We start from the raw sequence: 24,594 nt of genomic DNA, 5'->3' as shown, positions 1-24,594 counted from the left end.
GCCGCCCGGATCACCCGAACCGCGATCTCACCACGATTGGCAACAAGAACCTTGGTGATCTGAGCACTGGCATGGCTGGGCACTGAGCCTCCTACAGATGTATTTTTTGCATGCATCGTCACGAACGTCACGTCGGAGTCTAAGCACCGACGTGGTCGTCGCTGCAATCGGTCCAGGCCGCTGCGGCGCGTCCGGGGCGAGAGGATGTGACTACTGGCTGGTAGCGATCCGCCCGGTATCGGAGTGCCCGGGATCGGGATGCTGGGACGTTGCGGCGGAGAACGAGGCAGTACCGGTGTCGGCCACCTCGGTCAGCAGGGTGCGAAAAGTGCCGATGTATTCGTGTACCCGGGCAGTTGCGAGCTCGGTGTTGGGATAACGAGCCGCGATGTTGATTCCCTGAGGTGTGCGATTGATCCAGATGTACACGTCGTGTTGGTACTGCTTGCTGCGCAGCGCCCGCGCGTTCCAATCGGGCCAATGCTCTGCTGCCGGCGCGAACCGTACATCCATGAACGAGACGACGAAACGTGGCCTCGCCGAGTAGCCGAGGGTGGTGAACACCCGATCGAGGGGAACCCGCGCAATCGGCTTGGTCTTCTTCACCTCGGCCGATGCTGCGGCCACGACCGAGCCGAACGACTCCGCGCCGGCGATGTCGAACGAGATGGGGCACAGTCCGACGAACCACCCCAGAGCCGACGCCCATTGCGGTTCGTCCCGGGTATGTACCGGGGTGACAGTTCGAAATTGCGTGCCCCCGCCCAGCTCGGCACCGGTGATGGCCAGGACCCCCAGCAAACCTGCGAACAAACTGTGCCCGGTCTTTCGACACGCGACCGAGAACGAATCGGCTTGATCGGGATCGAGCACCCAAGCAGAGAGCCCGCCCTGAGGTACGTCGTCCGGGCTGGGATCGCCGATGTCGAGCGGAAAATCGGGCAGCTGGCCGTCCCCGTCGATCAACAGATCGCGCCAGATCGCGACCGCCTCGTGGGAATGCTCCAACTCGGCGTTTCGCTCGCGTTCGGAGGACCCGAAGTCGAGATAGCTGCCGGCCTCGAACAGGGCGGCCGGTGCCCCGCCGAGCTCCTCGCCGTAGAGGGCCGCGATCTCGTGGGCAACCAGGACAGTGGACAAGCCGTCGATGATCGAGTGATCTGCTGCGAAGAAGACGGTGATCGGCCGCGTCTCGTCCAAAGGTTCGAGAGTGACGAACGCGTAGGCGGGCCAGATCAAGGGCGAGGTGAACTCGTCGAACAAATACTGCAGATGCTCGAAAACCTCACTCGACTGCGCGCACCGTTCCTGCTCGACCTGCCAGATGTCGATGCCTCCCTGAGCGGCGGTCACCCGCGTCATCTCACCGGTCGCCTCGTCGATCGATGCGCTCGACCGCATGGCTTCGTGTCTGTCGATCCAGTTCAGCACCGCTCGCCGGAAGGCGTGCTTGTCGAGGGGACCGGCAATCTCGAACGCCGCGCCGAGCCACGACTCGCGTCCGCGGCGGGGGCTGCTGAGGCTGGTCCGCAGGTGCGCCTCGTGGACGTAGGACGTCGGGCGAGGATCCGGCTGCCATCCGGCGGCCTCGGGAGTGTGGGCGTGTGGGCCGACGCTGGGAATCCACTCGGTGAGCGTGCCCGCGGGAACCGCGTAGTCCGCCAACTCGGTGAACTCCATATCGGCAGCAACCAGCCTTCGTCAGACGCATTCGGGGAATTGTTCGGACAGCGGGCAACGATGCCCGCTCCCGAAGTCTACCGACGGCGGCGTGTATCGATCAAGACGAAGGCCGGGCGCTGCCGACCTGGTGGTCAGCGCAGGTGTCTCTTGATACGTGCGAGCATCGCCGACATCCCTCGTAGGCGCAAAGGGCTCACGGCATCGCTCAACCCGAGGGCCGAGTAGAAATCGTCAGGAACGTCGAGGATCTCCTGCGCGCTGAGACCGTCGAGCCCCTGCGCCAGGATCGAAGCGAACCCGCGAGTCGTCGGAGCCTCCGGCGGCGCGCTGAAGTACAGCTCGATCCGGGCCGGATCGGATGCGTCGACCGACAGGAACAGCGGCGACTGACATTCGGGGACCGGCTCCATCGCGTCCTGGGCCAGGTGATCCGGCAACGGGGGTAGTTCCCGGCTGAATTCGAGCAGAAGCTGCAGTTTGTCCTGACCCTCGACAGCCGCGAAATCCTCGACGATCTCGGCCAACGATTCTGGAAGGGCACTCATCGATCGGCCGGTGCCGATCCGGGCTCTTCGCCCTTGGCGATCGGAACGCGCACAGCATTGCCCCACTCGGTCCATGAGCCGTCGTAGTTGCGGACGGACTCGTACCCGAGCAGATGCGTCAGCACGAACCAGGTATGGCTCGACCGCTCGCCGATGCGGCAGTACGCGATGACCTCGTCGGTTGCGGAGGTCTCGGAGTAGATCTCGTCCAGTTCTGCGCGTGAGCGGAATCGACCGTCCGGTGCTGCAGCCTTGGCCCAGGGGATGCTGACGGCGGTGGGGATGTGGCCGCCGCGCAACGCACCTTCCTCCGGGTAGTCGGGCATGTGGGTGCGTTCGCCGGTGTACTCCGCGGGGGAGCGTACGTCGATCAGAGGCACGGAGCCGAGAGCTCCGAGCACGTCCGAGGCGAATGCGCGGATCGGTGCATCGTTTCGCTCGACGACGGGGTAGTCGGTTGCCGGAAACTCGGGGACATCGAGTGTGGTGTCGCGGTTCTCGGACAACCAGGCATCACGTCCGCCGTCGAGCAACCGCACGTCCTGGTGTCCGAACAGGGTGAACACCCACAGTGCGTAGGCGGCCCACCAGTTGCTCTTGTCGCCGTACACGACAATGGTGTCGTCACGCGAAATACCCTTGCGGCTGAGCAGTTTCGAGAATTGTTCGCCGTCGATGTAGTCGCGCGTGACCGGGTCGTTGAGGTCGAGGTGCCAGTCGATCTTGACCGCGCCGGGAATATGGCCGACGTCGTAGAGCAACACGTCTTCGTCGGATTCGACGACGCGGAGCCCGGGCGTACCGAGATGAGCGGACAGCCATTCGGTGGATACGAGACGATCCGGATGCGCGTAGTCGGCGAACATTGCGTTGGAATCGGTTGGTACAGGCACGTATCGGCTCCTACGGAAGATATTCGGCTGGCGGCCCGCTCGGGGGTGAACGGTCTCCGTGGACAATCCTATGCCGTACCGCCACCGAGTGGCGGGAGCCGCCGGCACAGAGCTCTGCGTCAGTACTGTCTCAGCGTGTCAGGGCCGTCGTGGCGGCCTCGTCCGTCGCCTCGCTCAGCAGTGCGATCAGTGCGCCGCTGAACGCAGTCATGACCGAGTGCGCAAGGACGGTGTCGGGAAAGCGCGCCCGCAGAGCCAGACCCGAGGCTGTTCGCGACACCCAGAATTGCGCGTCGTCGGACACCGTCGCGTTGCTGATGTGGTGTGCGTTGGATTCCTCGAGTCCGCGGTGGCCCTCGATTCTGGTGTAGTCGATGTACGACACCATGAACACGTCGTTTCGCGAGAGGGTGAACGTGTCTCCGAGGGATGCCAACACCTGGGGGATGGGCACGGTGCTCAGCGGTAGCGCAGCGCGAAACTCCCGTTGGGCCGCGGTGATCGTATCGACGAGCACGTCGCCGACGTCCACGGTCATCGGGGCGTTGGTGGTGAACCAGCCCAGTGCCCGCCGGAATCGATCCTCGTGACGGGTGTGCAGCGGGAACAGGAACGGCATCTGCCGCGGTCCGCCGATGGCGGCGCAGGCCTGACCGATCGCAGCCACGACCCCGGCGAACATCCCGCCGCCCGACCGAGTACACAGGCGCTCGAACTCGGCAGTGCGGTCGGCATCGATGATCGGCACGACAAGGGTTGCCTGCGTGGCAGTCTCACCGTCCGCCAGACCCAGGTCGAACGGAAAACTCGGCGTCGTACCACCGCACCGAAGAAGGAATTCCGACCACCGCATCATGCGCTCGTCATGGCGATCCACTGCCGGTTCGGTTGCTTCGATACGGCAGTAGTCGACGAATCCTCCCACCGGACTCAGCTCGATGTTCGGACTCGACGGGCAGCGCCGGTACGCGTCGTACAAGGCACGAACCTCGTCCACGGTCACCGCGATCGACAGCGCGTCGACGTTCGAGTGGTCGAATGCGCAGATCACCGTCGAGACGTCGGGCCGGTCGATCGCGACGCACGTGTACGACGGGAACCGTCGTGCATCGCAACGCAACTCGAGGATTCGGCGGAGATGCTCACGGAGCTCGGTCGGGCAACCGAATTCGGTACGGTTCGACGCCGTGATCTCGACCGAACCGGGGCGACGGAGCACCCTGTCCAGACCGTCGGTCGCCTGGACGAACGAGCTGCGCAGAGTGTCGTGACGGTCGATCAGTCGAGCGAACGCCCACGCGAGCGCGTCGACATCGACGCGGCCGGGCACATCGAACGTGCCCGCGATCCATACTCGTCGAGCCTCGCCCAGATCGCCCAGATGAAACCGTTGATTGAACGACGGTGGAATCGGGGACCGTTGCGCATCCCCGCTGACGTCGGCGGTGAATTCGACGACGACACCGGCCGCGGGATGGTACTCAGTGATCGAGGTGACCCGCACCGACCCGCTCCTGAACCGAACCGGGCGTCAGGACGTAATCGCCTGTGCGCGCGATCTTTTCCAGTACCGACGCCAGGTGTGCGTGGTACCGCTCGACCGTTTCGGCAGCGACGGCCGTGTCGGGGGTCTGCGCCACCAGATACAGATGCTCACCGTCGCGGTTGATCCACATCGACGCGTTGGAGGTCGCGCCCTCCCCGGTGAAATGCTTGGCACGAGTGTCCGCATCTCGCCCGACGCCGGGGAACCAGCGAAAATCGATGTACGACAGCATGTTCGGGCTCACAGTGAGTTCGCTTCGGAGCGTGCCGTCTGCGGCGAGAGCGCCCAATACCGCATGGACCGGTGCCTCCGCGATCTGCTTGGCCCGCTCGAAACCTTCGTGCGCCGGGCCGGCGACGTCGGAGAAGCGCTCGTGACCGGCGACGTCGAACGCAACCGGCGCGAAGTTGACGAACCAACCCTGGGATTGTCCGTAGTCACCGTGGTGGCGAGTGCTGAGCACCGTGATTCCGAAGTACTCCGCGTTCCCGGCAAGCTCGAAGTCGGTGATGCCGACTGCGGCGAAGATGCCACTGCTCATCCGTGCACCGGCTGCCTTGCACGCAGCATCGAAGGCTGCGGTGAGGTCTCGATCCAGCAGGTTGCGTTCGACGATACGGACCGGGGCGCGTTCGCCGGGGGCAAGCCCCAGATCGAGTGGGAACCGAGGCATACGGCCCTCGTGCCTGGAGAAGATGTCACGCCACGCGGCGATCTCGGGGGAGTCGGCACCGAACGTCGCGGCCCGGGCACGCTCGTCGGCGGCGTACTCGAGGTGACTTCCTGCCGGAGCGGGTTGCGGAGCATCCGCCCCGATCTCGATCGCGTACAGATCGGCGAGTTCGCTGATGACCAGAGCCTGTGAGCCACCATCGGTGAATGCGTGATCGGCACCGTAGTACAACGTGAAGCTGCCCGGCCTCGATACCACTCCGACGACGAACCCCGGCCAGGCGTCGGCGGTGGCTCCGGTCGAGAAGCGCTGCCGCACATAGTGTTGGAACTGTTCGTCGTCGGACGTCTCACCTGCGTCGACGGCTTCGAAACGAGCGACTTCCGGGCCGCCGAGGTGTCGAACCACGTCGGTACCGTCCACCTCGAACCAGCACCGCAGACCCTCGTGCCGCAGTACGTACGCAGTCAGTGCACGGCTCATGGCCTCGGTGTCGATGTCGCCGTCGATCTCGGTGGCCACCCCGGTGTACGCCGTGTGCACGTCACCACGTGCGCGCGCTGCCCACGCTGCCTTCAGGTGGTCTTCCTGAAGAAACGACGGTGGAGTCGAATCGATCGGTGCCGCAGCTGCGCTCGCCTGTGCGGCCGCGGTGGGATGCCACTCGAACAGTCGGCCGGGCGCTGGGTTCCAGCTGCCCATTGCGGTGATGATCATGTTCGCTTCACTCTTCCGGTCGGGGCGCAGTGGACGGGCTGCCTACGCCACCGTCTCCGTCCACTCCGCATCCACTTCTCGTGCGTCCACGCCTATTCTGCGTGCACGCTCACTCTGCGGCGACGACGACCGACGGTGGGGCCGCCGCGAGCACCGTATCGCTAACGCCGTCGGAGTCGATGACCGCCGTCAGAACGGCGACGAACTCGGTGATGAACCGATGGACGTTGGTCGACGCGACATCCGAACTGGGGAAGCGGGCCGAGATGTTGAGACCTTCGAGTGTGCGATTGACCCAGAAGTAGACCTCGTCGTCGGCATGGCAGTTGCTCCTGAGCGCCCGCCCCTTGCGCCCCTGCCACTGAGCGGCGTCGGGCAGGAACCTGAGGTCGATGTAGGAGACCACGAACCGGGGAATCTCGGTGGAGCCGAGGATCTTTGCGATCTTCGAGTACGGCATACGAGCCAGGCCCTTGTTCGCTGCGCCCGCGGTGGCCGCGGCCTCCAGTGCCTCGACGAAGGTGCAGGCGTTGTCGAGCTCAATCTCCATCGGAAGAATGCCGACGTACCACCCCACCGACGCGGCCCACTTGTGCTCGTCACGGGTGTGCATCGGCATCACCGTGCGCAGTGAGCGAATGCCGGACAGGCGAGCGTTGGTCAACGCGAGCGCAGCGAGGATTCCGGCCTGCATGTTGTATCCGGCGGCGCGGCACGCCGCATTGAAGCCGTCCGACTGTTCTGAGGTCAGTAGCCACGACGAGATGCTGCTCTGGGGCGCAGGGCAGGTGTCGGCGCGTGGCCGGTCGCCCGCCAGCGGAAGCGGAAAAGCAGGAAAGCGGCCGTCGTCGGCCGCGAGGAAGTCCTGCCACGTTCGGACGGCGCTGTGGTCCGCCGTCAGGGTGTCGCCGAGTTCCCGTTCGGACTGGCTGAAGTCGACGTAACTACCCACCTCGGGCAATTCCGGGTCGACGCCGTCGAGGGCATGCGCGTACAGCCGGTCGATCTCGTTGATCGCGTAGATCTGGCTGTATGCATCCATGACCGAGTGATCGGCCGCGAAGGCGAGTAGGAACGATTCCTCGGGCCCACCGGCGAGAGCGCGGGACGCGTCGTCGGGTTCGATGGTGGCGAGAACGAAATGCGGCCATGCCGTCGGAGACACAGTGTCGCCGAACCACGACTGCAGATGGCCGAACACCTGAGTTTCCGACCGCGACTCCGCGTGTGGGCGATCGGTCACCTGCACGGCGTCGACCGGTGCGGTGAATCGCTGCCACGAACCGGACTGCTCTTCGCGCCGAACCTTGGTTCGGAACGCCTCGTGCCGGCCCATGTACGCGGCGATGGTGCGGCGTACGGCCTCGACGTCGTAGCGGCGATGGATCTCGAATACCGTGCCGATCCAGGAGCCCGGCGCGCTGCGCTCGCAATGGTCCTCGTGCGTGAACGACAGTCCGCGGGGATCGAGAGCCCACTGGTCGTCGTCGACGCGGGGAACCCACTCGGTCAAGCGTCCGGCGGGAAGTGGATAGTCGGCGAGTTCGGTGTATTCCATGGTGTCCTCTTCCGTTCCGGGCTCGGCCAGCGGTATTCGGCAGTAGTGGTATCTATCGGCATTCGATTACGGTCGAGTTGTGGATGTAACGGCGGAAGTCGTCGGTCCGGCTCGCTTTTATCGGATGCACTCGGAATGCTTTCGACATTGAAAGAACAACTATTCGACGGACTGTGAACAGTCGCTGTCCGGTCGAAGCGAGTACGGCACTCACAATAGGGCGAAAGCGAAACTATTTCGCGACGCGTAAAAGTAATTCTTGTCACTGTCGAGGGGGTTGACCGACGGGTGGATCGCCGGTCGCACAATCGATTCTCGCACACATCTGCGGTGTGAATCCAATGTAACCCCAGTTCAGGGGCCGATAGTGCGAGACAATCGATCCGGGTGGCCGGCTCGGAACCCAGGCCTCGGGCCGTACCGGCACCCCGAGACCGGAGTCACATTCGCGCGTTGGCTCGGTGGAATGGCACCTATTGCAAACATTGAATGAATCGACCGACGAGAAACAGCACCACCTTCCCGTTTCATTCGATGTAGTAGGTTCGGCGCGTGACTCGAATTGGATTTGCCGATCACCTTTTCTTGCGAATGCACCACGGCATCGGATTTCCCGTCTACAACCAGTTCCTCTGGTGGTTCGACGACGTCGTGCAGCGAGAACACCTGGAAAGGCTGCGTGACAACCTGTCCGACGGTTTGCTTGCGCGCAGGGTGGTGGCATCGGCAATTCCGACGGCCCGAGATCGGTGGGTGCCGTCGGCTGCCTCTCATTCACTGGATTTTCATCCGGAATTCATGGACCCGTCGATGGTGCGGCAATGGGCGGACGGCCGGATCCATCCCGATATCGACCCCGAGACCGGATTGGGTTGGCAACTCGCGGCGGCGAGACTGAGCGACGGCGGCATGGTGGTGTCGTTGGTCGCGTCACACATGGTCGCCGACGGCGGTGCCTTGATCGCTGCATTCCGTGCGGCGAACGCCGACTGCCGTCCGTCCCGTGTCACCTCCACCTCGGGCGGTCTCGCGGCCCTCGCTTCCGACATCGGTGACGCCGTCGAGCAGATTCGGTCCGCGGGTGGGTGGCTGGTGAACGCGGCCGTGCAGGCTCTGCCTCTGCCCGGTCGCTCCGAGCCTGCCGGTGCCACCCAGTCGAAGCCGAAACCACACCGGGCAGCTCCCGAGCGCGCGGCTGCGGCGAACTGGACATCCCCGCACGTGGTTGCCGAGGTGGACGCCGATGCGTGGCGGTCGACCGCGGAGCGCTGGGGAGGAACATCCAATTCGCTGTTCGTGGCGGTCCTGACTGCTGCATCCGGACTTGCCGGCCGTGCCTCGGTGGGAGACACGGTGCAGTGGTCCTTGCCCGTCAGTGATCGCGGCGAGGCATCCGACACACGGTCCAACGCCACCAAGATCGTCAAGATCGACGTGCCTATCGCCGAACCGACCGATCTGGACCTCCGTACGATCCGCGCTACGAGCAAGTCGGCGTTCACGGCTTTCGCCGCTGCTCAGGCCGCCGGTGCCGCTCCGGCCGGTCTGTCCCAGGCACTCGTTCAAATGCTGCCCGACGCGGTGGTCGCACGAGTGCCGCAGCCGCGCGACGGTGCCGAAGGGCTGGCGTCGAACCTCGGTTCTCTTCCCGACGACTTCACGACGGTGGCGGGGATCGCTGCCCGGGCGGTGTCCGGTCGAGCGACGTTCGCCGGAGCCGACGCCGACTTCGCTCGTTCACTCGACGGCGGTCTGACCGCATGGTCGAGCGAGACCCACACCAGTGTGACCGTGACCGTCCATGCCATGGACCCCGACCGATGCCCGGACGAGCACGTACTGCGTGAACACTTGACCGAGGCGCTTCGGAGATGGGGGCTCTCGGCGCGCTTCTGGTGAGCGGGTCAGCGGTCTCGCGCTGCTGCTTCGGTGATGTCGGCGGCAGCGGCCGTCGCCGTTCGAGCAGGCGTCATCGTATCGGCAAGCTCTCGCGCGGCCAGCCGGGCGTCTTCGGTCATGAGATCGGAAATGCCTTGCAGTAGAACGGATTCGGTCAACGTCGAGAACTTCGTGCTCGACCCGGCTCCTACGCGCCGCAGCGCCGATCCCCAGAACGGTTGGTCGGCACTGAACCAGCACACCAGGGTCGGCAGTCCGGCTCGCGCCGAGGCGGCAGTCGTCCCTGCGCCGCCGTGATGAACCGCGGCCACGCAACGCGGAAAGACCGTGGCGTGATCGACCGATCTCACGACGACGACGTTCGGGTTCGATCGACGGTCGGCTGAGTCGGAGTCCAACAGATCGCTCCAGCCCGCGCAGACCAGGGCACGAACGCCCAATCGATCGGTGACGTTGTCGATCATGCGCATCAGTGCAGCCGGTTCGGGCACCGGCATGCTGCCGAAGCCGAAATACACTGGCGCAGTTCCGGCGTCGAGCCATCGGCGCAACGCGGGATCCGTCTCGGTGGCTCCGTCGACCAGGCCGATGAAGCCGACGAACGGGCGTAGCGGGCCCCACTGTCGAGCAAGCCCGGGAAACAGCGCCGATTCGTAGGCCTGGATCTCGACGCCGCCGTAGCGGGCCGACCTGACAGGCGTCGACTCCGTGGTCGGGGGCAAACCCAGTGACGCCCTCTGCGCGTTGTCGCGCGTCTTCATCGACTTCCAGCGCAGTGCTTCCAGGGCCGCCCACATCGACCGGTTGACGACGGCAGGTAGGTTCACGCCCGGTGTGATCGACACTGCATCGTTGCGCCTCAGGGGGCAGTAGTGCAGGGACACAAACGCTGTGCCGTGCGCTTCGGCCACGTTCAGAGCCATCTCCTGACCGAGCGAGCCGGTGACGATTCCATCGCACCCCGCCGCCATTCGATTCAGCTCGGACGTCATGTCGTCCCAGCCGTGATGAGCCAGCTCGGAGAGCGCAGCAAAGCGGGTCCGCGGGTTTCGAGACTTGATACGCACTCTGACCAGATCGGACTCCAACAGCTGCTGCGTGTCGGGCCCGAACGGCTGGACCGCGATCCGTTCCGAGGAAGCCGTGGCAGCCGTCACGACATCGGTGAGATTGGGTGGGGCGCCGAACAGCACGTCGTGCCCGCGATCGGCGAGTTCGAGCCCGAGAGCGACACCGGGGGTCACGTCGCCTCGGCTTCCGTTGAACGGCATCACGAACTTCACAGGCGCACTCGCAGACGTATCGGCGTGGGGAAGAGCCCCAACCTATCAGCACCATTCGAACCGAGCCGATACGCAAAACATATGGCGGGAAACACATTTGCGGCCGTTCCACCCACGTGGGCGGGCAGGGATAGTCTCTCGTGGTGGAGAGATTGACGTACGACGACGACCTGTTCCTGCGCATGGAGTGCGTACTCGGAGTGCCCGTGGTCAATCAGATCGTGTGGCGGTTCGATTCGGCCGTCTCGCTCGACGCACTCGAATCCATGTGGCAGTTGCTTGCTACCGGCCCGTTGGATCGCTCCGTACGACGCTCGGCGGTGCCCGGTGCCCGGGACGGCTGGATCACGGCCCGCACGCCCGCCGACCCGGTCGTCATCGGACACGCGATCGCCCGGGACGGCATCGATCAGTGGATCGAGAACGAGGCAGCGGTGACGCTGGACCCCATTCACGGACCTGCGTGGCGCTTGTCGGCTACCTCGGTCGACGGCGGCGGCATGGTGGTCTCGCTCGTGGGATCGCACGTGGTCGGTGACGGCGGTGCCCTGACCTCTGCGGCGGCAGCAGCTCTCGCCGGTCGGGCGACCCCGGACGACTTCGTTCGCGGCGGGCTCGACCACGTTCCCCCGCGGTCGTCGGTACGTGCCGACATCGCGGACGGCGTCGGACAGATCGGTGCGGCAGTGTCCGGGGTGGCGCGAGCGCTCGGACGTACGGCAGTGGACGCGGTGCGTTTGCGGACCTCGTCCGCCGAGGTGGTAGCGGGCTCCACGGCAGCCGAGCCGACGCCCAGCCGTACCCGGTCCGTCACCGCGGCGCGAGAAGGCAAGTGGGTGCCGAGCACGGTGGTCGTCGACTGCGCATCGGGGGACTGGGCCGCGGCCGCAGCGAGCAGAGGCGGGAGCTCGAACAGTCTCCTTGTCGCGGTCGTGCTCGGCATTCTCACCGCGAGTGGACGCGTCGGTCCACACGACCGGGTACGGGTGGCCCTTCCTGTCAGCACCCGAACACCCGGAGACAGTCGCGCCAACGCGACGTCCGGGGTGTCCATTCACGTCGACGGGGGACAGGGCTACCGCGACGATCTGACGGCCATCCGCGCATCGAGCAAGCAGGCGTTCACCGACCAGGCCGACAGTACGGTGACGTCAGTGTTCGAGCTGCTCAAACCACTGATGCAGGTGTTGCCCGACGTCGTCGTCGCCAAGCTGGCAGCGTCGGGCTCGGCACCGCTGTGTCTGTGCTCGAACCTCGGCGATCGCGGCGCGCGACTGCGCACCATCGGAGGCGTCGACGCCGCGGCAGTGGCAATGCGGTCCATCACTCAGAACACCGATGTGGCGTTGCTCCGTCGCACCGCCGGCGGGGTCAGTGCCTGGTGGAACGATTCGGGTGACCGCGCGACGCTGTGCGTCACCGGCCTCGACCCGGATGCGTTTCCCAGCAAAGAGCACCTGCGTGGGCTGGTCGAGGCCGAGTACACGAACTGGGGCCTGACCGCCGAATTCTGGTGACCTCGAGACAAATCACAACATCGGGCATACGCGGATTTTCGGCGGGATCCCCGGTACGGCTATGCTTTTGCGACTGTTCGAGTGTTCGAGCGCATGTGAGAAAGGGGAGCGATCCATGGCAGTGGTCGTGTTGTTCGGGTCCGAGACCGGTACGGCCGAGGAGGTCGCCGACAAGATCGCGGACGTGCTCGGCGATCACGATGCCGAGGTGCGAGACATGCTCGAGTACGAGGTCTCCGACATCGACACGGACGACTTCCACGTCGTCATCTGCTCCACCTACGGCGACGGAGAGCTTCCTACCGGGGCGGAGCCGTTCTACGAGGCACTCGTCGAAGATGCCCCCGACCTCGCAGGGCTGCAGTTCGCAGTCTTCGGTCTGGGCGACAAGGTATACGAGGACACCTTCAACCGCGGCGGCGAGATCATCGCCGAAAAGCTCACCGAGCTCGGTGCGAAGCAGGTCGGCACCCACGCTCGGCACGACAGCTCGTCGAACATCAAGCCCAAGGCCATGGCTGAGGACTGGGCTCGCGAGCTGATCGATCTGTTGCCCTGAGGCAGGTCTCGCCGGTCAGATCCCGATCGGGTCGTCCGGCGAGCCGTCCCAGAGGGCGGCAAGCGACGTACCCACCCGCTCGAGAAGAGTACGTACCAGCGGCAGGCCGATGCCGATCACCGACGAGGGATCACCCTCGATGCTGTCGACGAACCAACCGCCGAGCCCGTCGAGCGTGAATGCTCCCGCTACCTGCAGCGGTTCGCCGGACGCCAGATACGCGTCCAGATCGACTGCAGACGGGGTTGCGAAACGAATCGTCGTCGAGCTGTGTGCTGCAGCCTGCGCCACCACGACTCCGGCGGTCACTCGCAGAACGGCATGACCGGTCAGCAGCGCCCCGGTCGACCCGGCCATGGTCCGCCAACGCTCACGGGCCACCTCGACGGTGTGCGGCTTACCGTGCAGCTCACCGGCAATCGACAGCATCGAATCACACCCGACGATCACCAGATCCGCCTCTGAATCCGAGAACGTCTCGGCGACTGCGGCGGCCTTGGCCCGCGCAAGTTCGGTGACCACGGTGGCGGCGGACGCGGACGGCCCCAGCTCGGCCGTCACCGCGTCCTCGTCCACTCCCGACACCCGGACGATCGGCTCCACGCCGGCACTACGAAGAACCCCGAGGCGAGCAGGTGACGCCGACGCCAGAACGAGTCGTACCGAATCGGCCCGGGTCGTCACGGGCGGCACCGTCACCGCGAGTATCGGCCCGACGCGGCGTACGAATACGCCGACTGCGCCGCGAAGCCGCGATGCATCGACGACGGTGCACCCCACAATTCCCGGGGCCGAGAATCCGCGCTCGATGCCGAATCGTTCTGCGCCGCAGTCAACACCGCCACCAGAGCCGCCACGTCCTCGTCGTCCGGGTTGCCCTTGACGACCCGAATCGCCGCGGACATGCCTGAATCGGCATCGGCCAGACCGTCGTTCACGACGTCAGGGCTCGCTTCGCTGCTTGTTTCGTTCACTGCGTCGTGATTCGCTTCGTTCATAGTGGGATGTTTCCGTGTTTCTTGGGGGGCAGGGTCACTTGTTTGCGTTCGAGCAGTCGCAACGCGGTCACGATCTGGCCGCGGGTGTGACTGGGTGGGATGACCGCATCGAGATACCCGCGTTCGGCAGCGACGTACGGGTTGACCAGAGTGTCCTCGTACTGCTGCTGCAACGTCAGCCGCAACGCATCGACGTCCTCACCGTTCTTCGCCGCCTCGAGCAACTGCTTGCGGTAGACGAACCCGACCGCACCCGAGGCCCCCATCACCGCGATCTGCGCCGTCGGCCACGCCAAATTCACATCCGCACCCATGTGCTTGGACCCCATCACGTCGTACGCCCCGCCATACGCTTTACGGGTGATGACGGTGATCTTCCCGACCGTCGCCTCCCCGTAGGCATACAACAACTTCGCCCCACGCCGAATGATGCCGTTGTATTCCTGCCCCGTCCCGGGCAGGAACCCCGGCACATCGACCAACGTGATGATCGGAACGTTGAAACAATCACAGGTCCGCACGAACCGCGCCGCTTTCTCCGAGGCATCGATATCGAGTGTGCCCGCGAACTGGGTGGGCTGATTGGCCACGATCCCCACCGACCGACCGTCGATCCGCCCGAACCCGACGATGATGTTGCGGGCCCGCCCCTCCTGCACTTCCAGGAACTCGTCGTCGTCGAGGATCCGACGGATCACCTCGTGCATGTCGTACGGAGTGTTCGGCGAATCCGGAATCAACGTATCGAGCTCGAGATCCTCCGCCGTCAACGAATCCTCGATGGATCCAACGATCGGATCCGACGCCACCGTCCGTGGCGCATCGGCCCGATTGTTGCTCGGCAGATACGACAGGAGGTCTCGGACGTAGTCGAGGGCGTCCTGCTCCCCGGACGCGACGTAATGGGCGACCCCGGACTTCTCCATGTGGGTGTGTGCGCCACCGAGCTCTTCCATCGTCACGTTCTCCCCGGTGACGGTCTTGATCACATCGGGGCCGGTGACGAACATCTGGCTGGTGCCGTCGACCATGACCACGAAATCGGTCAACGCCGGCGAATAGACGTGCCCGCCCGCGGCGGGTCCCATGATCACCGAGATCTGCGGGATCACCCCCGATGCGCGGACGTTGCGGTGAAAGATCTCCCCGTACAACCCGAGCGAGACCACACCTTCCTGGATGCGGGCCCCGGCACCTTCGTTGATGCCCACCAACGGCCGCCCGGTCTTGATCGCCAGATCCATCACCTTGACGATCTTCTCGCCGTAGATCTCCCCGAGCGAGCCACCGAAGACGGTCGCGTCCTGGGAGAACACGCACACATCACGGCCGTCGACGGTGCCGTAGCCGGTGACGACACCGTCACCGAAGGGGCGATTGTCACCGAGCCCGAAATTCTGTGATCGGTGCCGCGCCAACGCATCGAGCTCGACGAACGAACCCTCGTCGAGCAGGGCGGTGATGCGCTCGCGCGCGGTCAACTTGCCCTTCGCGTGCACCCGCTCCACCGCCGCCTCACCCGACGGCATCTCCGCAGCCCCGAGACGTTTACGAAGATCGGCCAATTTACCCGCAGTGGTATGGATATCGGGTGCATCTGCCGACCCGGGTGCAGTGGAATCCTGGACGCTGGTCATGGGGCAACACTTTAACTGCGAGTGTGATCTGCGCCCCGACCGAGGGTGGTTCACGAGCCGACGTCGGTTCTCGTCGAACCCATATGCTGGTGGTCATGTGGACCAACCTGGATCGCCCACCGCTCGACGTCCGTGCACTCCGTCGAGCCTTGGTGGACGGACCGCAGGCCTCGTGGTCTCGGGTGGACGTGGTGACCGAGACCGGTTCGACCAATGCCGACCTCGTCGCTGCGGCCGCGGACCGGGCGGACCGGACGGCCTTGATCGCCGAACATCAGGGGAGTGGGCGGGGCAGGCATTCGCGTCCGTTCTCCGGTGCTCCGAGGTCGCAGATATTGCTATCGATGCTGCTGAAGTTCCCGGGGATCGACCCAGCGGTGCTCGGTTGGCTGCCGCTGATGACCGGCGTGGCTCTGGTCGATGCGCTGCGTACCGTCGCCGAGGTCGATGCGCGGTTGAAGTGGCCGAACGATGTTCTGATCGGCGGGAGGAAGGTCTCGGGCATTCTGGCCGAAGTGGCCGCCCATGGGCCGAGTCCGACAGTGGTCATCGGCCTGGGAGTGAACGTCTCGATGACCGAGGCCGAGCTGCCGGTGCCCACGGCGACGTCACTCGCGCTCGAACAGGCCGCGGTGCTCGATCGAGACACCCTGGTGCGTGCGATTCTGCGCGGGGTGGCCGGCGAAGTCGACTCGTGGCGGGATGCGCACTGGGACACCGAGGCGTTGGCGCACCGATACAGAGATCGGTGCGGCACCATCGGACAGCGGGTGCGGGTCGACCTGCCCGGTGGCGAGCACGAAGTGGGAACCGCTGTCGATGTGGACGAACACGGCCGGATCGTGATCGAGGTCGAACGTGCAGGCTCCGCATCGCCGTCGGTGCTCGCGGTGGCCGCCGGCGACGTCACTCATCTCCGACCTGTCTCGTGAGACCATCTTCACCCGGGCAGATCCGGCGCGAATAGTCAGGGGAGTGGACGTGGGTTACCCACAGGATGCGTTGGCCGACGAGGAAGAGCTACTGCTTCATCGTCACCCACACTGGAAGATGTTGATCCTGCCGTCGATCACGTTCGTGCTCGCCACGGGCCTCGCCGGGGTCGCCCTCGGTGTCGCAGGCGCCCGACTCGAATCCACGGCTGCCGATGTGGCCACGATCGCCGCGCTGGTGGTGTGGGCAGTAATCGTCGGGTGGCGATGCCTGGTCCCGCTCGTGAGCTGGAAGTGCACGCACTTCATCGTCACCGATCGTCGGGTCCTCGTTCGGCAGGGAGTGCTCACGCATTCCGGTATCGACATCCACATGAGCCGCATCAGCAACGTGCAATTTCGACACGGGCTGCTGGACAGGATGCTCGGCACCGGCACCCTGATCATCGCGTCGGCGTCGGACGACCCACTCGAGTTCGACGACATCCCCCAGGTGCAACGCGTCCATTCGTTGCTCTACCAGCAAGTATTCGACTCCATGGACTTTCGTCGCGAGTCCGTTCACGATCGGGACCGAGCATTCGAGCCGATGGCCGACGATGCACCGGCCGAGTCCAAGCCCGGTTGGCGCGCGGGTAAACGCAGGTAACACAGGCTGTTCTCACATTCGAACCGTAGGGTTGCCGATGTGACCGATGTTCTGCTTGCCGAAGACGACGAAGCTATCGCCGCCCCCCTCTCCCGTGCCCTCGGGCGCGAGGGCTACACCGTGACCGTCGAACAGACCGGGCCCGCCACGCTGCAGCGTGCTCTCGACGGCAAATTCGACTTGCTGATCCTGGACCTGGGGCTGCCCGGAATGGACGGCCTCGAAGTGTGTCGTCAGGTCCGCGCCAACCGGTCCGAGGTGGCCGTGTTGATGCTCACCGCGCGTACGGACGAGGTCGACTTCGTGGTCGGCCTCGACGCCGGTGCCGACGACTATGTGGGCAAGCCGTTCCGGCTCGCCGAGCTGATGGCACGGGTTCGAGCGCTACTGCGTCGACGTGGTGCCGGGGAGGACGTTCCCATCGAGGTCGGTGCGATTCGCCTCGAACCGGCCGCCCGACGGGTGCTCGTCGGAGGTACCGAGATCTCGTTGGCCAACAAGGAATACGAGTTGCTCAAGGTGCTTCTCGATCACGCCGGTCAGGTGGTCTCGCGGGAGGTGATCCTGCGCGAGGTGTGGGGCGACGCGGAGCTGCGTGGATCCAAGACACTCGACATGCACATGTCCTGGCTACGGCGCAAGATCGGCGACGAAGGACCGGTGGCGGAGCGTCGCATCGCGACCGTTCGCGGTGTCGGATTCCGCATCAACAGCGACTAGCCGTCGATGCGGCGACGAATTCTGGTCTCGATCCTTGCTGTCGTCATCATGACGGCACTGCTGCTCGGGCTGCCGCTGATGTATACGGCCTGGCTGTGGGTCGAGGACTTCACTCGAAACGATCTGCAAGCGCGCCTCGATCGAATGGCCGCGGAGATCATCTCGCAAGAGGGGTCGGCCGGCCTGATCGAGGGCCAACTCGACATCGGTTCGCTGCGTCTGGCGATTCCGCAGGGTGGCCGCCTGGTCGTCATCTATCCGACGCCCGAGGATGCCGCGTCCCGCGCCGACATCGGTCAGGCATCCGTCCCTCGGCCCCTCGTCGAGTCGTTGTCGATGGGGACCTCGGGATCACTGCGACTCGAAGTACCGTCCGACGACATGCGTTCACTGCAGCGGCAGGCCCTCGGGGCCGTGACTCTGGTGGTGTTGGCGTCCGCCTTGGCCGGAACCGTGGTGGCCGTGCTGACGGCCAAGCGACTGGCCGATCCATTGCAGGACGTCGCGCGGCGGGCCGCCAGACTGGCCGAAGGCGACTTTCGGCCGGATCCCCGTCGGCACGGCATTGCCGAGCTGGACCGGGTGTCCGAGGTTCTCGATTCCGCCACCGTCGAGATCGCCGGGAGGCTGCAGCGCGAACACACGTTGGTCGCCGATGTGTCGCATCAACTCCGTAGCCGCCTGACCGCCGTTCGACTGCGTTTGGACGAGATCTCCACCCATCCGGACCCCGCGGTGGTCGACGAGGCGAACGAGGCAATGGATCAGGTCGATCGGTTGACCCTGGCCATCGACGAACTCGTCCGCTCCTCCCGTAGCGACGGTGCCGCCGATGCGCACGAGGTATCGGTCATCGAGGAACTCACCGGCACGGTGGTCGAATGGCAGCGAAATTTCGACGATGCGGGTCGAAGTCTGGTGCTCAAGGGCGACGCCGACCTCAAGGCGTCGGTAACCGGATCGCGTCTGCGCGAGGCGGTGTCGGTATTGGTCGACAACTCTCTGGTGCACGGCGACGGTGCCTGCACAGTTGCAGTGCGCGCCGTATCCGCCGCCGAGGGCACCGACCGGCGGCGAGAGAAACTGGTCTGTGTCGAGGTGTCCGACGAGGGTCCAGGGGTGAGCAACGAACTGGCACCCCACATCTTCGACCGCGGATTCTCCGGAGCCGGTTCGACCGGAGTCGGTCTCGCGCTGGCCCGGGCCCTGATCGAGGCCGACGGCGGACGGTTGGAACTACAGCGCAGACGGCCGGCACTGTTCTCGGTGTTCCTGCCCGCCTGGCGTGAACCGTCGCCCGCGCTCTCGCGGCGCGAACCACGCTGACCGCTGGGTCAGTCGAGCGCGTTCGATGCGTCGGTCGGATCCCCGTTGCGCTCGGCGTCCACTTCCAGGATGGTGCGCGCGTTGTCCTCGGGAAAAGCGAAGCGACGCAGCGCCCAGAAGCGGAACGCCATCTGCAGCAGGTTGCCGATGATGTAGTTCAGCACGAAGTCGATGACGACCACCATCGTCAGCGACTCGTTGGTGTCGCGGATGTCGAAGATGTTGTTCGCGATCCACAGCGGACCGGCGGCGATGAGCACTCCGATGCCGCTGATGGCGAAGAAGAGAAGCGCTTCGTGGTGGCGTTCGCGCCCGCCGCGGTGCTTGAAGGCCCACTCACGGTTGAGGAAATAGCTGAGCACAGTGGCGAGCACGCCGGAGATGATCTTCGCGATCACCGGCTTCTGCTCGAGCACCGTCAGGCTCAGCGAGTAGAAGATGACGAGGTCGAACACCATCGTCGTACCGCCCACGATGGCGAACTTGATCAACTCGCTGTGCCGAATCGCAAGGTCCCTGATGGGCTTGGGTAAGCGCTGAAGCACGCTGTCGATCGTCGGCACAACGGTGAAGTCTACGAAACGAACGCCCGATCCGGCGAACCGACGCTCTGTTCATCAGCGTTTCCACAGTCTTGACGACAGTGTTTCCACGATCTTCGCGACAACGACGACCGCCGTGCGACTGCCGGTTCGGCCCGAACCGGCCGGACATGACACCATGGTGAGCCGTGACAGGTACCGAACCGCGCCCCACCGCTGCGCGCCCGTCGTCGACCGGAATGCCCGTGGTGACGATGATCGGCGGAGGTCAGCTGGCCCGCATGACCCATCAGTCGGCCATCGAACTCGGCCAAACGCTGCGCGTGCTCGCCGCGGGCGCAGACGAGCCGGCGGCTCAGGTGAGCCCCGACGTCGTGTTCGGGCTTCACGACGACCTCGATGCGCTGCGCACGGCCGCGACCGGATCCAACGCCCTGACCTTCGACCACGAGCACGTGCCGACCGAGCACCTCGAGACTCTGGTCACCGAGGGTGTCAACGTCCAGCCGCCGCCGAGCGCGCTGATCTTCGCTCAGGACAAACTGCGCATGCGTCGCAAGCTCGAAGAGCTGGGCGCGCCCGGACCGGCGTATGCGGAGGTCTCGTGGGCGCAGGACGCCATCGCGTTCGGTGACGAACACGGGTGGCCGGTCGTCCTCAAGGCAGTCCGCGGCGGCTACGACGGCCGCGGTGTCTGGATGCCCGCCGACGCCGAGGAAGCCGAAGAGATCGTCACTGCCCAGCTCGACCTCGGTGTGCCGCTCATGGTCGAGGAGAAGGTCGCCATGCGCCGCGAGTTGTCGGCCATGGTCGCGCGATCGCCGTTCGGTCAGGGTGCTGCGTGGCCCGTCGTGCAGACCGTGCAACGGCACGGACAGTGCGCGGTGGTCCTGGCCCCGGCTCCCGACCTCGACGAGGACGTCGCGACGTACGCAGGCCGGCTGGCGCTCGATATCGCGGGCGCGCTCGGCGTGGTCGGAGACCTCGCGGTCGAGCTGTTCGAGACCACCTCGGGCAAGCTTCTGGTGAACGAGCTGGCCATGCGTCCGCACAACTCCGGTCACTGGACCATGGACGGCTGCCGCACCTCGCAGTTCGAGCAGCATCTGCGTGCGGTGCTCGACTACCCGCTGGGTGACACCGATCCACTGGCACCGTTGACGGTGATGGCGAACATCCTGGGTGCACCCGAAGCGCCGGAGATGACCATGGACGAACGCCTGCATCACCTGTTCGCCCGCATGCCCGACGCCAAGGTGCACCTGTACGGCAAGACCGAGCGGAAAGACCGCAAGATCGGCCACGTGAACATTCTGGGCGCGAGGTCCGGCTCGCTCGGCGACCCGGCCTACGTGGCGGCCGTACGCGAACGAGCCGAACGTGCAGCGCACTGGATGTCGCACGCCGAATGGACCGACGGATGGGACCCGCACCATGACTGACGAATCCGGTACCGCCGTCGTAGGCCTGATCATGGGCAGCGATTCCGACTGGCCGACCATGGAAGCTGCAGCAGAAGCGTTGGCGGAGTTCGGTATTCGTTTCGAGGTCGGCGTCGTCTCGGCGCATCGCACCCCGCAGCGGATGCTCGACTACGCCCGCGAGGCAGCCGGTCGCGGAATCAAGGTGATCATCGCCGGTGCCGGGGGAGCGGCGCACCTGCCGGGCATGGTGGCGTCGGCGACGCCACTGCCGGTCATCGGCGTTCCGGTACCGCTGAAGTACCTCGACGGCATGGACTCGCTGCTCTCGATCGTGCAGATGCCGGCCGGTGTGCCCGTTGCGACGGTCTCCATCGGTGGTGCGCGTAATGCGGGGTTGCTCGCCGTCCGGATTCTGGGGGCGTCCGATCCTGTTCTGCAGCAACGGATGTCGGCCTTCCAGTCCTCCCTCGAGGCCATGGTGCTGGAAAAGGACGAAGCGCTGCGAACCACGCTGCTGGGATGACTGCCGCGGCGTCGCGGCGCGAGCAGATTCGACGAGCCGGTCGCGGCAAGTGGCAGTCGGTGGTGGTGACCCGGCTCGCGCTGCGCTACTCGCAGCTGTGGGGCGGAACGGCACGCTTCGACGACGAGTTCTCGATTTTCGTGTGTTCCGGCCTGCGCGGCGGATTCGGCCGCGGCGGAACCACATTCGGTGGGGCATACCTGACGGCGAACAATACCGCTCGTCGGGTGCTGCGACACGAGGCGATTCACGCCGATCAGTGGGCGAGGTTCGGGCTGACCTTTCCGTTCCGCTACCTTGTCGAGGAAGCGCGTCACCGCGGCAGCGCCAATCGGTTCGAGATCGAAGCGGGACTCGCGGACGGCGGCTACCGCCCGACCGGATGAATCTGCGTCTCGGTCGAGGCCCGTCTCAGTCGAGGATCGTCGTGACCTTCTCGGTGTCGATGCGTCGTTCCTTCTTGCTCTCGTCGGAGTTGGCCACCTGTACCAACGACGCTCCCGCCGCGAGCACCGAGAGCAGTCCGTCGATCAACTCGTCGGCGGTGGTCCAGGATGCACCGGACAACACTCGATCCGCGGCCGAGAAAGAACGAGCCTCGGCGCGTTCTCTCGCTGCGGCGAGGACGTCGTCCCCCGAGCGGCCGTCCAATGCTGCGGCCCCCGATCCGGTCGCCCTGAATTGGTCACCGTGTACGCGAACCGAGGTGGCGTAGTCGGTCATCCCGAGGGGGAGATCGGGGACTGCCTTACCGAAGGCATCGAGCGAGAGCGCCAGGACTTCGTCGACGTCGGGTGCATCGTCGAGACGATCGCCGTGTACCAGGGCGAGATCCGCGGAGTCGTCGGCACCGAGCACCACCTCGCCGCCCGTCCACCAGATTCCCAGGAGTACGGCAGCGGTCTGCCAGTGCGCCGGCAACAGCACGCACACGCGCGCGCCCTGATCGAGTGCGAACTCGTCACGGAGCAGGTTGGCAGTCTTGGCCGCCCAGTTCGCCAGTGTCACGGCGGACACCTCGACCCGTTCGCCGGTGGCATCGTCGTAGTACGTGATGCGGGGACCGGCCGGATCTGCCGCCAGGATCGGCTCGAGCAGGGTTTGAGTCAGGTTCGAAGCCACACCACGACCCTAGTCGACGCCGACCCGGCCCGATCTCCGCGCGGCGTTCGTTCTGTCAGTTCACGCACATGGGGCCGGTGGAACCAGCGTCGATCGGTGCCGCAGGCTCCTCGGGTACTGCTGTACCTGCTTCGGGCGCAACGGTTTCGGCCGTTGCGGCCTGGCCCGAGCCGGGGCCCGCGTAGTCGTCGGCGAGAACGACCCGGACGGCATCGGCAGGCATGGTGTCATCGGCGGTGACCTGCAGGCCACCGAGTGCTGCCGACACGGCGCGAGCGGCGTCGCTGTCCGCGTCGGCGGCCTGGATGCGACTCGTCGAGATGGACGAGCCCTCGTAGTTGCCGATGGTGCCACCGACGTACCCCAGCGCTGCCAACGAGCCGGCCACGCCGTTGGCCAGACCTTCGATACCGCTGTCGTTCGCGACGTCCACCGTCACCGTCGACGGATCGACGGCCGGAGCATCGGAATTCTCGGCGTTGGTCTCGGCGGAGTTCCCGTCCTCGAGTAGCCCGGCGACGTATTTCTTCACTGCGGCCGGGTCGACCTGCACGATGGACTCGCCGTAGTCGGTCGTTGCATTGATGTCGACCGCGGGAATGGTCTCGAACTTGACCTTGCCACCGGCAAGATCCTGCAGGCGAGTGGCGAACTGCAGGATGTCCCAGTCCGAATCGAGGGTCACCGACCGCTGCACCGCGGTACTGAGCTGACCGAGCTTGCTCGGATTGCTCAACGTCTTGGCGCTGAGCACACTGCGCACGAGGGAGGCCATGAAGACTTGCTGGCGCACGATCCGGTCCAGGTCACCGCGGGGCAGATCGTGTCGTTGCCGCACGAAACTCAGCGCCTGCGAACCGGACAGATTCTGCTCACCGGCCGCGAAGTTCGCACCCGACAACGGCTCCTGCACCGGATTGTTCAGGCATACCGCAACTCCGCCGACGGCGTCGGTCAGCAGAACGAAACCGAGCAGACCGACCTCTGCGTAGTGATCGACCGTGATACCGGTCAGGTTGGCAACCGAATCGATCAGCGCTTCGCGTCCGGCCTCGGTGGCCTGCGGTTCGGCATCGGCATCGGACACCCCCTGCTCGACCAGTTCGAGCCGTTTGTTCTCCTTGGTCGCTCCGTATGCGGCGTTGATCTTGGACATTCCGATCCCGGGCACCTCGACGTACGAGTCGCGCGGGATGGAGATGGCAGTGGCCGACGAGCCGTCGTTCGGGACGCGGATCAACACGATCGTGTCCGTGTTCGACGCTACTTCCTCGCCTGCGTTGAGCGAGGCCAGTTCCTCCGGTGAGAGCGCGTTGCCGTGGGCGTCGGTGCGGCTGTCGGTGCCGACCATGAGGATGTCGACCGCGCCGTCCGCTGCACCGCCCAGACCGAGGCCGCCCGCAGTGGCGATGTTCGACCGGAGACTGTCCACGCTGCGCCACGCGAAGCCGGTCACCAGCAGGACGAGCACCGACAGTACGGCCACCGCAACGTGGGTCGCCGGCCAGCGACCGCCGGCACCCGGTCGGCGGGGTGCCTCGCCTGCGTCGGATCGTCGGTCGTCGCCTCGGGGCTCGCGCTGCGGTCGTCGTGCACGGGAGGCCGTGGTTCGTCGTTCGTCGCCGCGCACACTGCCTCGGCGATGCACGCCCGCTTCGTCGTCCGCGGAGGGACGTACAGGTCGATCCTGGGAGTCGCGCCCGCGGGATGCGCGAGGTTCGGTGTCACGGTCGCGCAGACCGTCGCCGTCGGCTCGCCGCGAGGTGCGCCGGTGTGGTGGGGGTGTGCGCTCACCTCCGTGCGTGCCTGAATCTCGTGGCACCTTCGACCCTTTCCTCGTTTCCGGCA

Annotated in this window: 24 protein-coding genes; 10 read left to right on the top strand and 14 right to left on the bottom strand. The window is 65.6% G+C overall.

The genetic code is table 11. From position 1 onward, the window contains the following. The 7 genes from QM588_RS25820 to QM588_RS14210 form a co-directional block, all read right to left on the bottom strand. Positions 1–83 (bottom strand): biotin carboxylase N-terminal domain-containing protein (locus QM588_RS25820; protein WP_442972927.1); only part of this gene is annotated, 83 nt, incomplete at its 3' end. A gap of 127 nt (positions 84–210) precedes the next feature. Then, complete coding sequence (locus QM588_RS14235) at positions 211–1,680, bottom strand: condensation domain-containing protein (protein ID WP_283314120.1); 1,470 nt, start codon at positions 1,678–1,680, stop codon at positions 211–213. Positions 1,681–1,814: 134 nt separating this feature from the next. Then, positions 1,815–2,228 carry a SufE family protein gene (locus tag QM588_RS14230; protein WP_283314118.1) on the bottom strand — a complete coding sequence of 138 codons (414 nt, stop codon included), beginning with the start codon at positions 2,226–2,228 and terminating at the stop codon, positions 1,815–1,817. Next, positions 2,225–3,094 carry a sulfurtransferase gene (locus QM588_RS14225; protein ID WP_442972926.1) on the bottom strand — a complete coding sequence of 290 codons (870 nt, stop codon included), beginning with the start codon at positions 3,092–3,094 and terminating at the stop codon, positions 2,225–2,227. The genes QM588_RS14230 and QM588_RS14225 overlap by 4 nt, the downstream gene beginning before the upstream one ends. Before the next feature lie 157 nt (positions 3,095–3,251). Next, the gene (locus tag QM588_RS14220; RefSeq protein ID WP_283314116.1) at positions 3,252–4,625 is read right to left on the bottom strand and encodes a condensation domain-containing protein; all 1,374 of its coding nucleotides are present in this window, start codon (positions 4,623–4,625) and stop codon (positions 3,252–3,254) included. Then, positions 4,603–6,057, bottom strand: coding sequence for a condensation domain-containing protein (locus tag QM588_RS14215; RefSeq protein ID WP_283314114.1), 1,455 nt, complete (start codon positions 6,055–6,057; stop codon positions 4,603–4,605). The genes QM588_RS14220 and QM588_RS14215 overlap by 23 nt, the downstream gene beginning before the upstream one ends. A gap of 109 nt (positions 6,058–6,166) precedes the next feature. Beyond that, positions 6,167–7,615 carry a condensation domain-containing protein gene (locus tag QM588_RS14210; protein WP_283314113.1) on the bottom strand — a complete coding sequence of 483 codons (1,449 nt, stop codon included), beginning with the start codon at positions 7,613–7,615 and terminating at the stop codon, positions 6,167–6,169. A gap of 552 nt (positions 7,616–8,167) precedes the next feature. On the opposite strand from QM588_RS14210, the gene QM588_RS14205 reads away from it, so the two are divergent. After that, positions 8,168–9,514: a hypothetical protein gene (locus QM588_RS14205; protein ID WP_283314111.1), complete on the top strand. Its 1,347-nt coding sequence runs from the start codon at positions 8,168–8,170 to the stop codon at positions 9,512–9,514. Between the two features lie 5 nt (positions 9,515–9,519). On the opposite strand, the gene QM588_RS14200 is transcribed toward QM588_RS14205, so the two are convergent. Then, entirely contained in the window at positions 9,520–10,797 is a 1,278-nt protein-coding gene (locus QM588_RS14200) for a glycosyltransferase (protein WP_283314110.1), read from the bottom strand. 143 nt (positions 10,798–10,940) lie between these two features. On the opposite strand from QM588_RS14200, the gene QM588_RS14195 reads away from it, so the two are divergent. Next, a complete protein-coding gene (locus QM588_RS14195) occupies positions 10,941–12,314 on the top strand; it encodes a hypothetical protein (RefSeq protein WP_283314108.1) in 1,374 nt (457 codons plus the stop codon). 115 nt (positions 12,315–12,429) lie between these two features. After that, positions 12,430–12,873, top strand: coding sequence for a flavodoxin domain-containing protein (locus QM588_RS14190; protein ID WP_027496480.1), 444 nt, complete (start codon positions 12,430–12,432; stop codon positions 12,871–12,873). 15 nt (positions 12,874–12,888) lie between these two features. On the opposite strand, the gene QM588_RS14185 is transcribed toward QM588_RS14190, so the two are convergent. The 3 genes from QM588_RS14185 to QM588_RS14175 are packed head-to-tail and all read right to left on the bottom strand — an operon-like array spanning position 12,889 to position 15,508. Further along, positions 12,889–13,557, bottom strand: coding sequence for a Maf family protein (locus QM588_RS14185; protein ID WP_283314106.1), 669 nt, complete (start codon positions 13,555–13,557; stop codon positions 12,889–12,891). Positions 13,558–13,568: 11 nt separating this feature from the next. Beyond that, positions 13,569–13,871 (bottom strand): acyl-CoA carboxylase epsilon subunit, encoded by a 303-nt coding sequence (locus QM588_RS14180; protein ID WP_283314104.1) that lies wholly within the window; start codon positions 13,869–13,871, stop codon positions 13,569–13,571. Further along, a complete protein-coding gene (locus tag QM588_RS14175; RefSeq protein WP_032390042.1) occupies positions 13,868–15,508 on the bottom strand; it encodes an acyl-CoA carboxylase subunit beta in 1,641 nt (546 codons plus the stop codon). The genes QM588_RS14180 and QM588_RS14175 overlap by 4 nt, the downstream gene beginning before the upstream one ends. A gap of 95 nt (positions 15,509–15,603) precedes the next feature. On the opposite strand from QM588_RS14175, the gene QM588_RS14170 reads away from it, so the two are divergent. From QM588_RS14170 to QM588_RS14155, 4 genes are read left to right on the top strand one after another with little or no spacing between them, the layout of a single operon-like run. Continuing rightward, positions 15,604–16,440, top strand: coding sequence for a biotin--[acetyl-CoA-carboxylase] ligase (locus tag QM588_RS14170; protein ID WP_283314103.1), 837 nt, complete (start codon positions 15,604–15,606; stop codon positions 16,438–16,440). 49 nt (positions 16,441–16,489) lie between these two features. Beyond that, the gene (locus QM588_RS14165) at positions 16,490–17,089 is read left to right on the top strand and encodes a PH domain-containing protein (RefSeq protein ID WP_283314102.1); all 600 of its coding nucleotides are present in this window, start codon (positions 16,490–16,492) and stop codon (positions 17,087–17,089) included. A 39-nt stretch (positions 17,090–17,128) separates the two neighbouring features. Next, positions 17,129–17,809 carry a response regulator transcription factor gene (locus QM588_RS14160; protein WP_027496484.1) on the top strand — a complete coding sequence of 227 codons (681 nt, stop codon included), beginning with the start codon at positions 17,129–17,131 and terminating at the stop codon, positions 17,807–17,809. A 6-nt stretch (positions 17,810–17,815) separates the two neighbouring features. Then, entirely contained in the window at positions 17,816–19,135 is a 1,320-nt protein-coding gene (locus QM588_RS14155) for a sensor histidine kinase (RefSeq protein ID WP_283314101.1), read from the top strand. 8 nt (positions 19,136–19,143) lie between these two features. Here the strand turns inward: QM588_RS14155 and QM588_RS14150 are convergent, their stop codons facing one another. After that, complete coding sequence (locus QM588_RS14150; protein WP_283314100.1) at positions 19,144–19,698, bottom strand: GtrA family protein; 555 nt, start codon at positions 19,696–19,698, stop codon at positions 19,144–19,146. A gap of 167 nt (positions 19,699–19,865) precedes the next feature. Here QM588_RS14150 and QM588_RS14145 point away from each other — a divergent pair, with 167 nt between their 5' ends. From QM588_RS14145 to QM588_RS14135, 3 genes are read left to right on the top strand one after another with little or no spacing between them, the layout of a single operon-like run. Further along, positions 19,866–21,119, top strand: a complete 1,254-nt coding sequence (locus QM588_RS14145; protein WP_283314097.1) for a 5-(carboxyamino)imidazole ribonucleotide synthase — start codon at positions 19,866–19,868, stop codon at positions 21,117–21,119. Further along, positions 21,112–21,624, top strand: coding sequence for a 5-(carboxyamino)imidazole ribonucleotide mutase (gene purE / locus QM588_RS14140; protein ID WP_283314095.1), 513 nt, complete (start codon positions 21,112–21,114; stop codon positions 21,622–21,624). Before QM588_RS14145 ends, purE begins: the two co-directional genes overlap by 8 nt. Further along, positions 21,621–22,010 (top strand): hypothetical protein, encoded by a 390-nt coding sequence (locus tag QM588_RS14135; RefSeq protein ID WP_283314093.1) that lies wholly within the window; start codon positions 21,621–21,623, stop codon positions 22,008–22,010. The genes purE and QM588_RS14135 overlap by 4 nt, the downstream gene beginning before the upstream one ends. A gap of 25 nt (positions 22,011–22,035) precedes the next feature. On the opposite strand, the gene QM588_RS14130 is transcribed toward QM588_RS14135, so the two are convergent. Together QM588_RS14130 and QM588_RS14125 are read right to left on the bottom strand one after the other, a co-directional pair. Continuing rightward, positions 22,036–22,746, bottom strand: a complete 711-nt coding sequence (locus tag QM588_RS14130; protein WP_283314092.1) for a TIGR03089 family protein — start codon at positions 22,744–22,746, stop codon at positions 22,036–22,038. A gap of 55 nt (positions 22,747–22,801) precedes the next feature. Continuing rightward, positions 22,802–24,232: an LCP family protein gene (locus tag QM588_RS14125; protein WP_135043621.1), complete on the bottom strand. Its 1,431-nt coding sequence runs from the start codon at positions 24,230–24,232 to the stop codon at positions 22,802–22,804. Positions 24,233–24,594 lie beyond the last annotated feature (362 nt).

Origin of the sequence: Rhodococcus sp. IEGM 1354 (genome assembly GCF_030056855.1) — a bacterium.
GTDB lineage: Bacteria > Actinomycetota > Actinomycetes > Mycobacteriales > Mycobacteriaceae > Rhodococcoides.
This window is presented reverse-complemented; position numbering and strand designations above follow the sequence as displayed.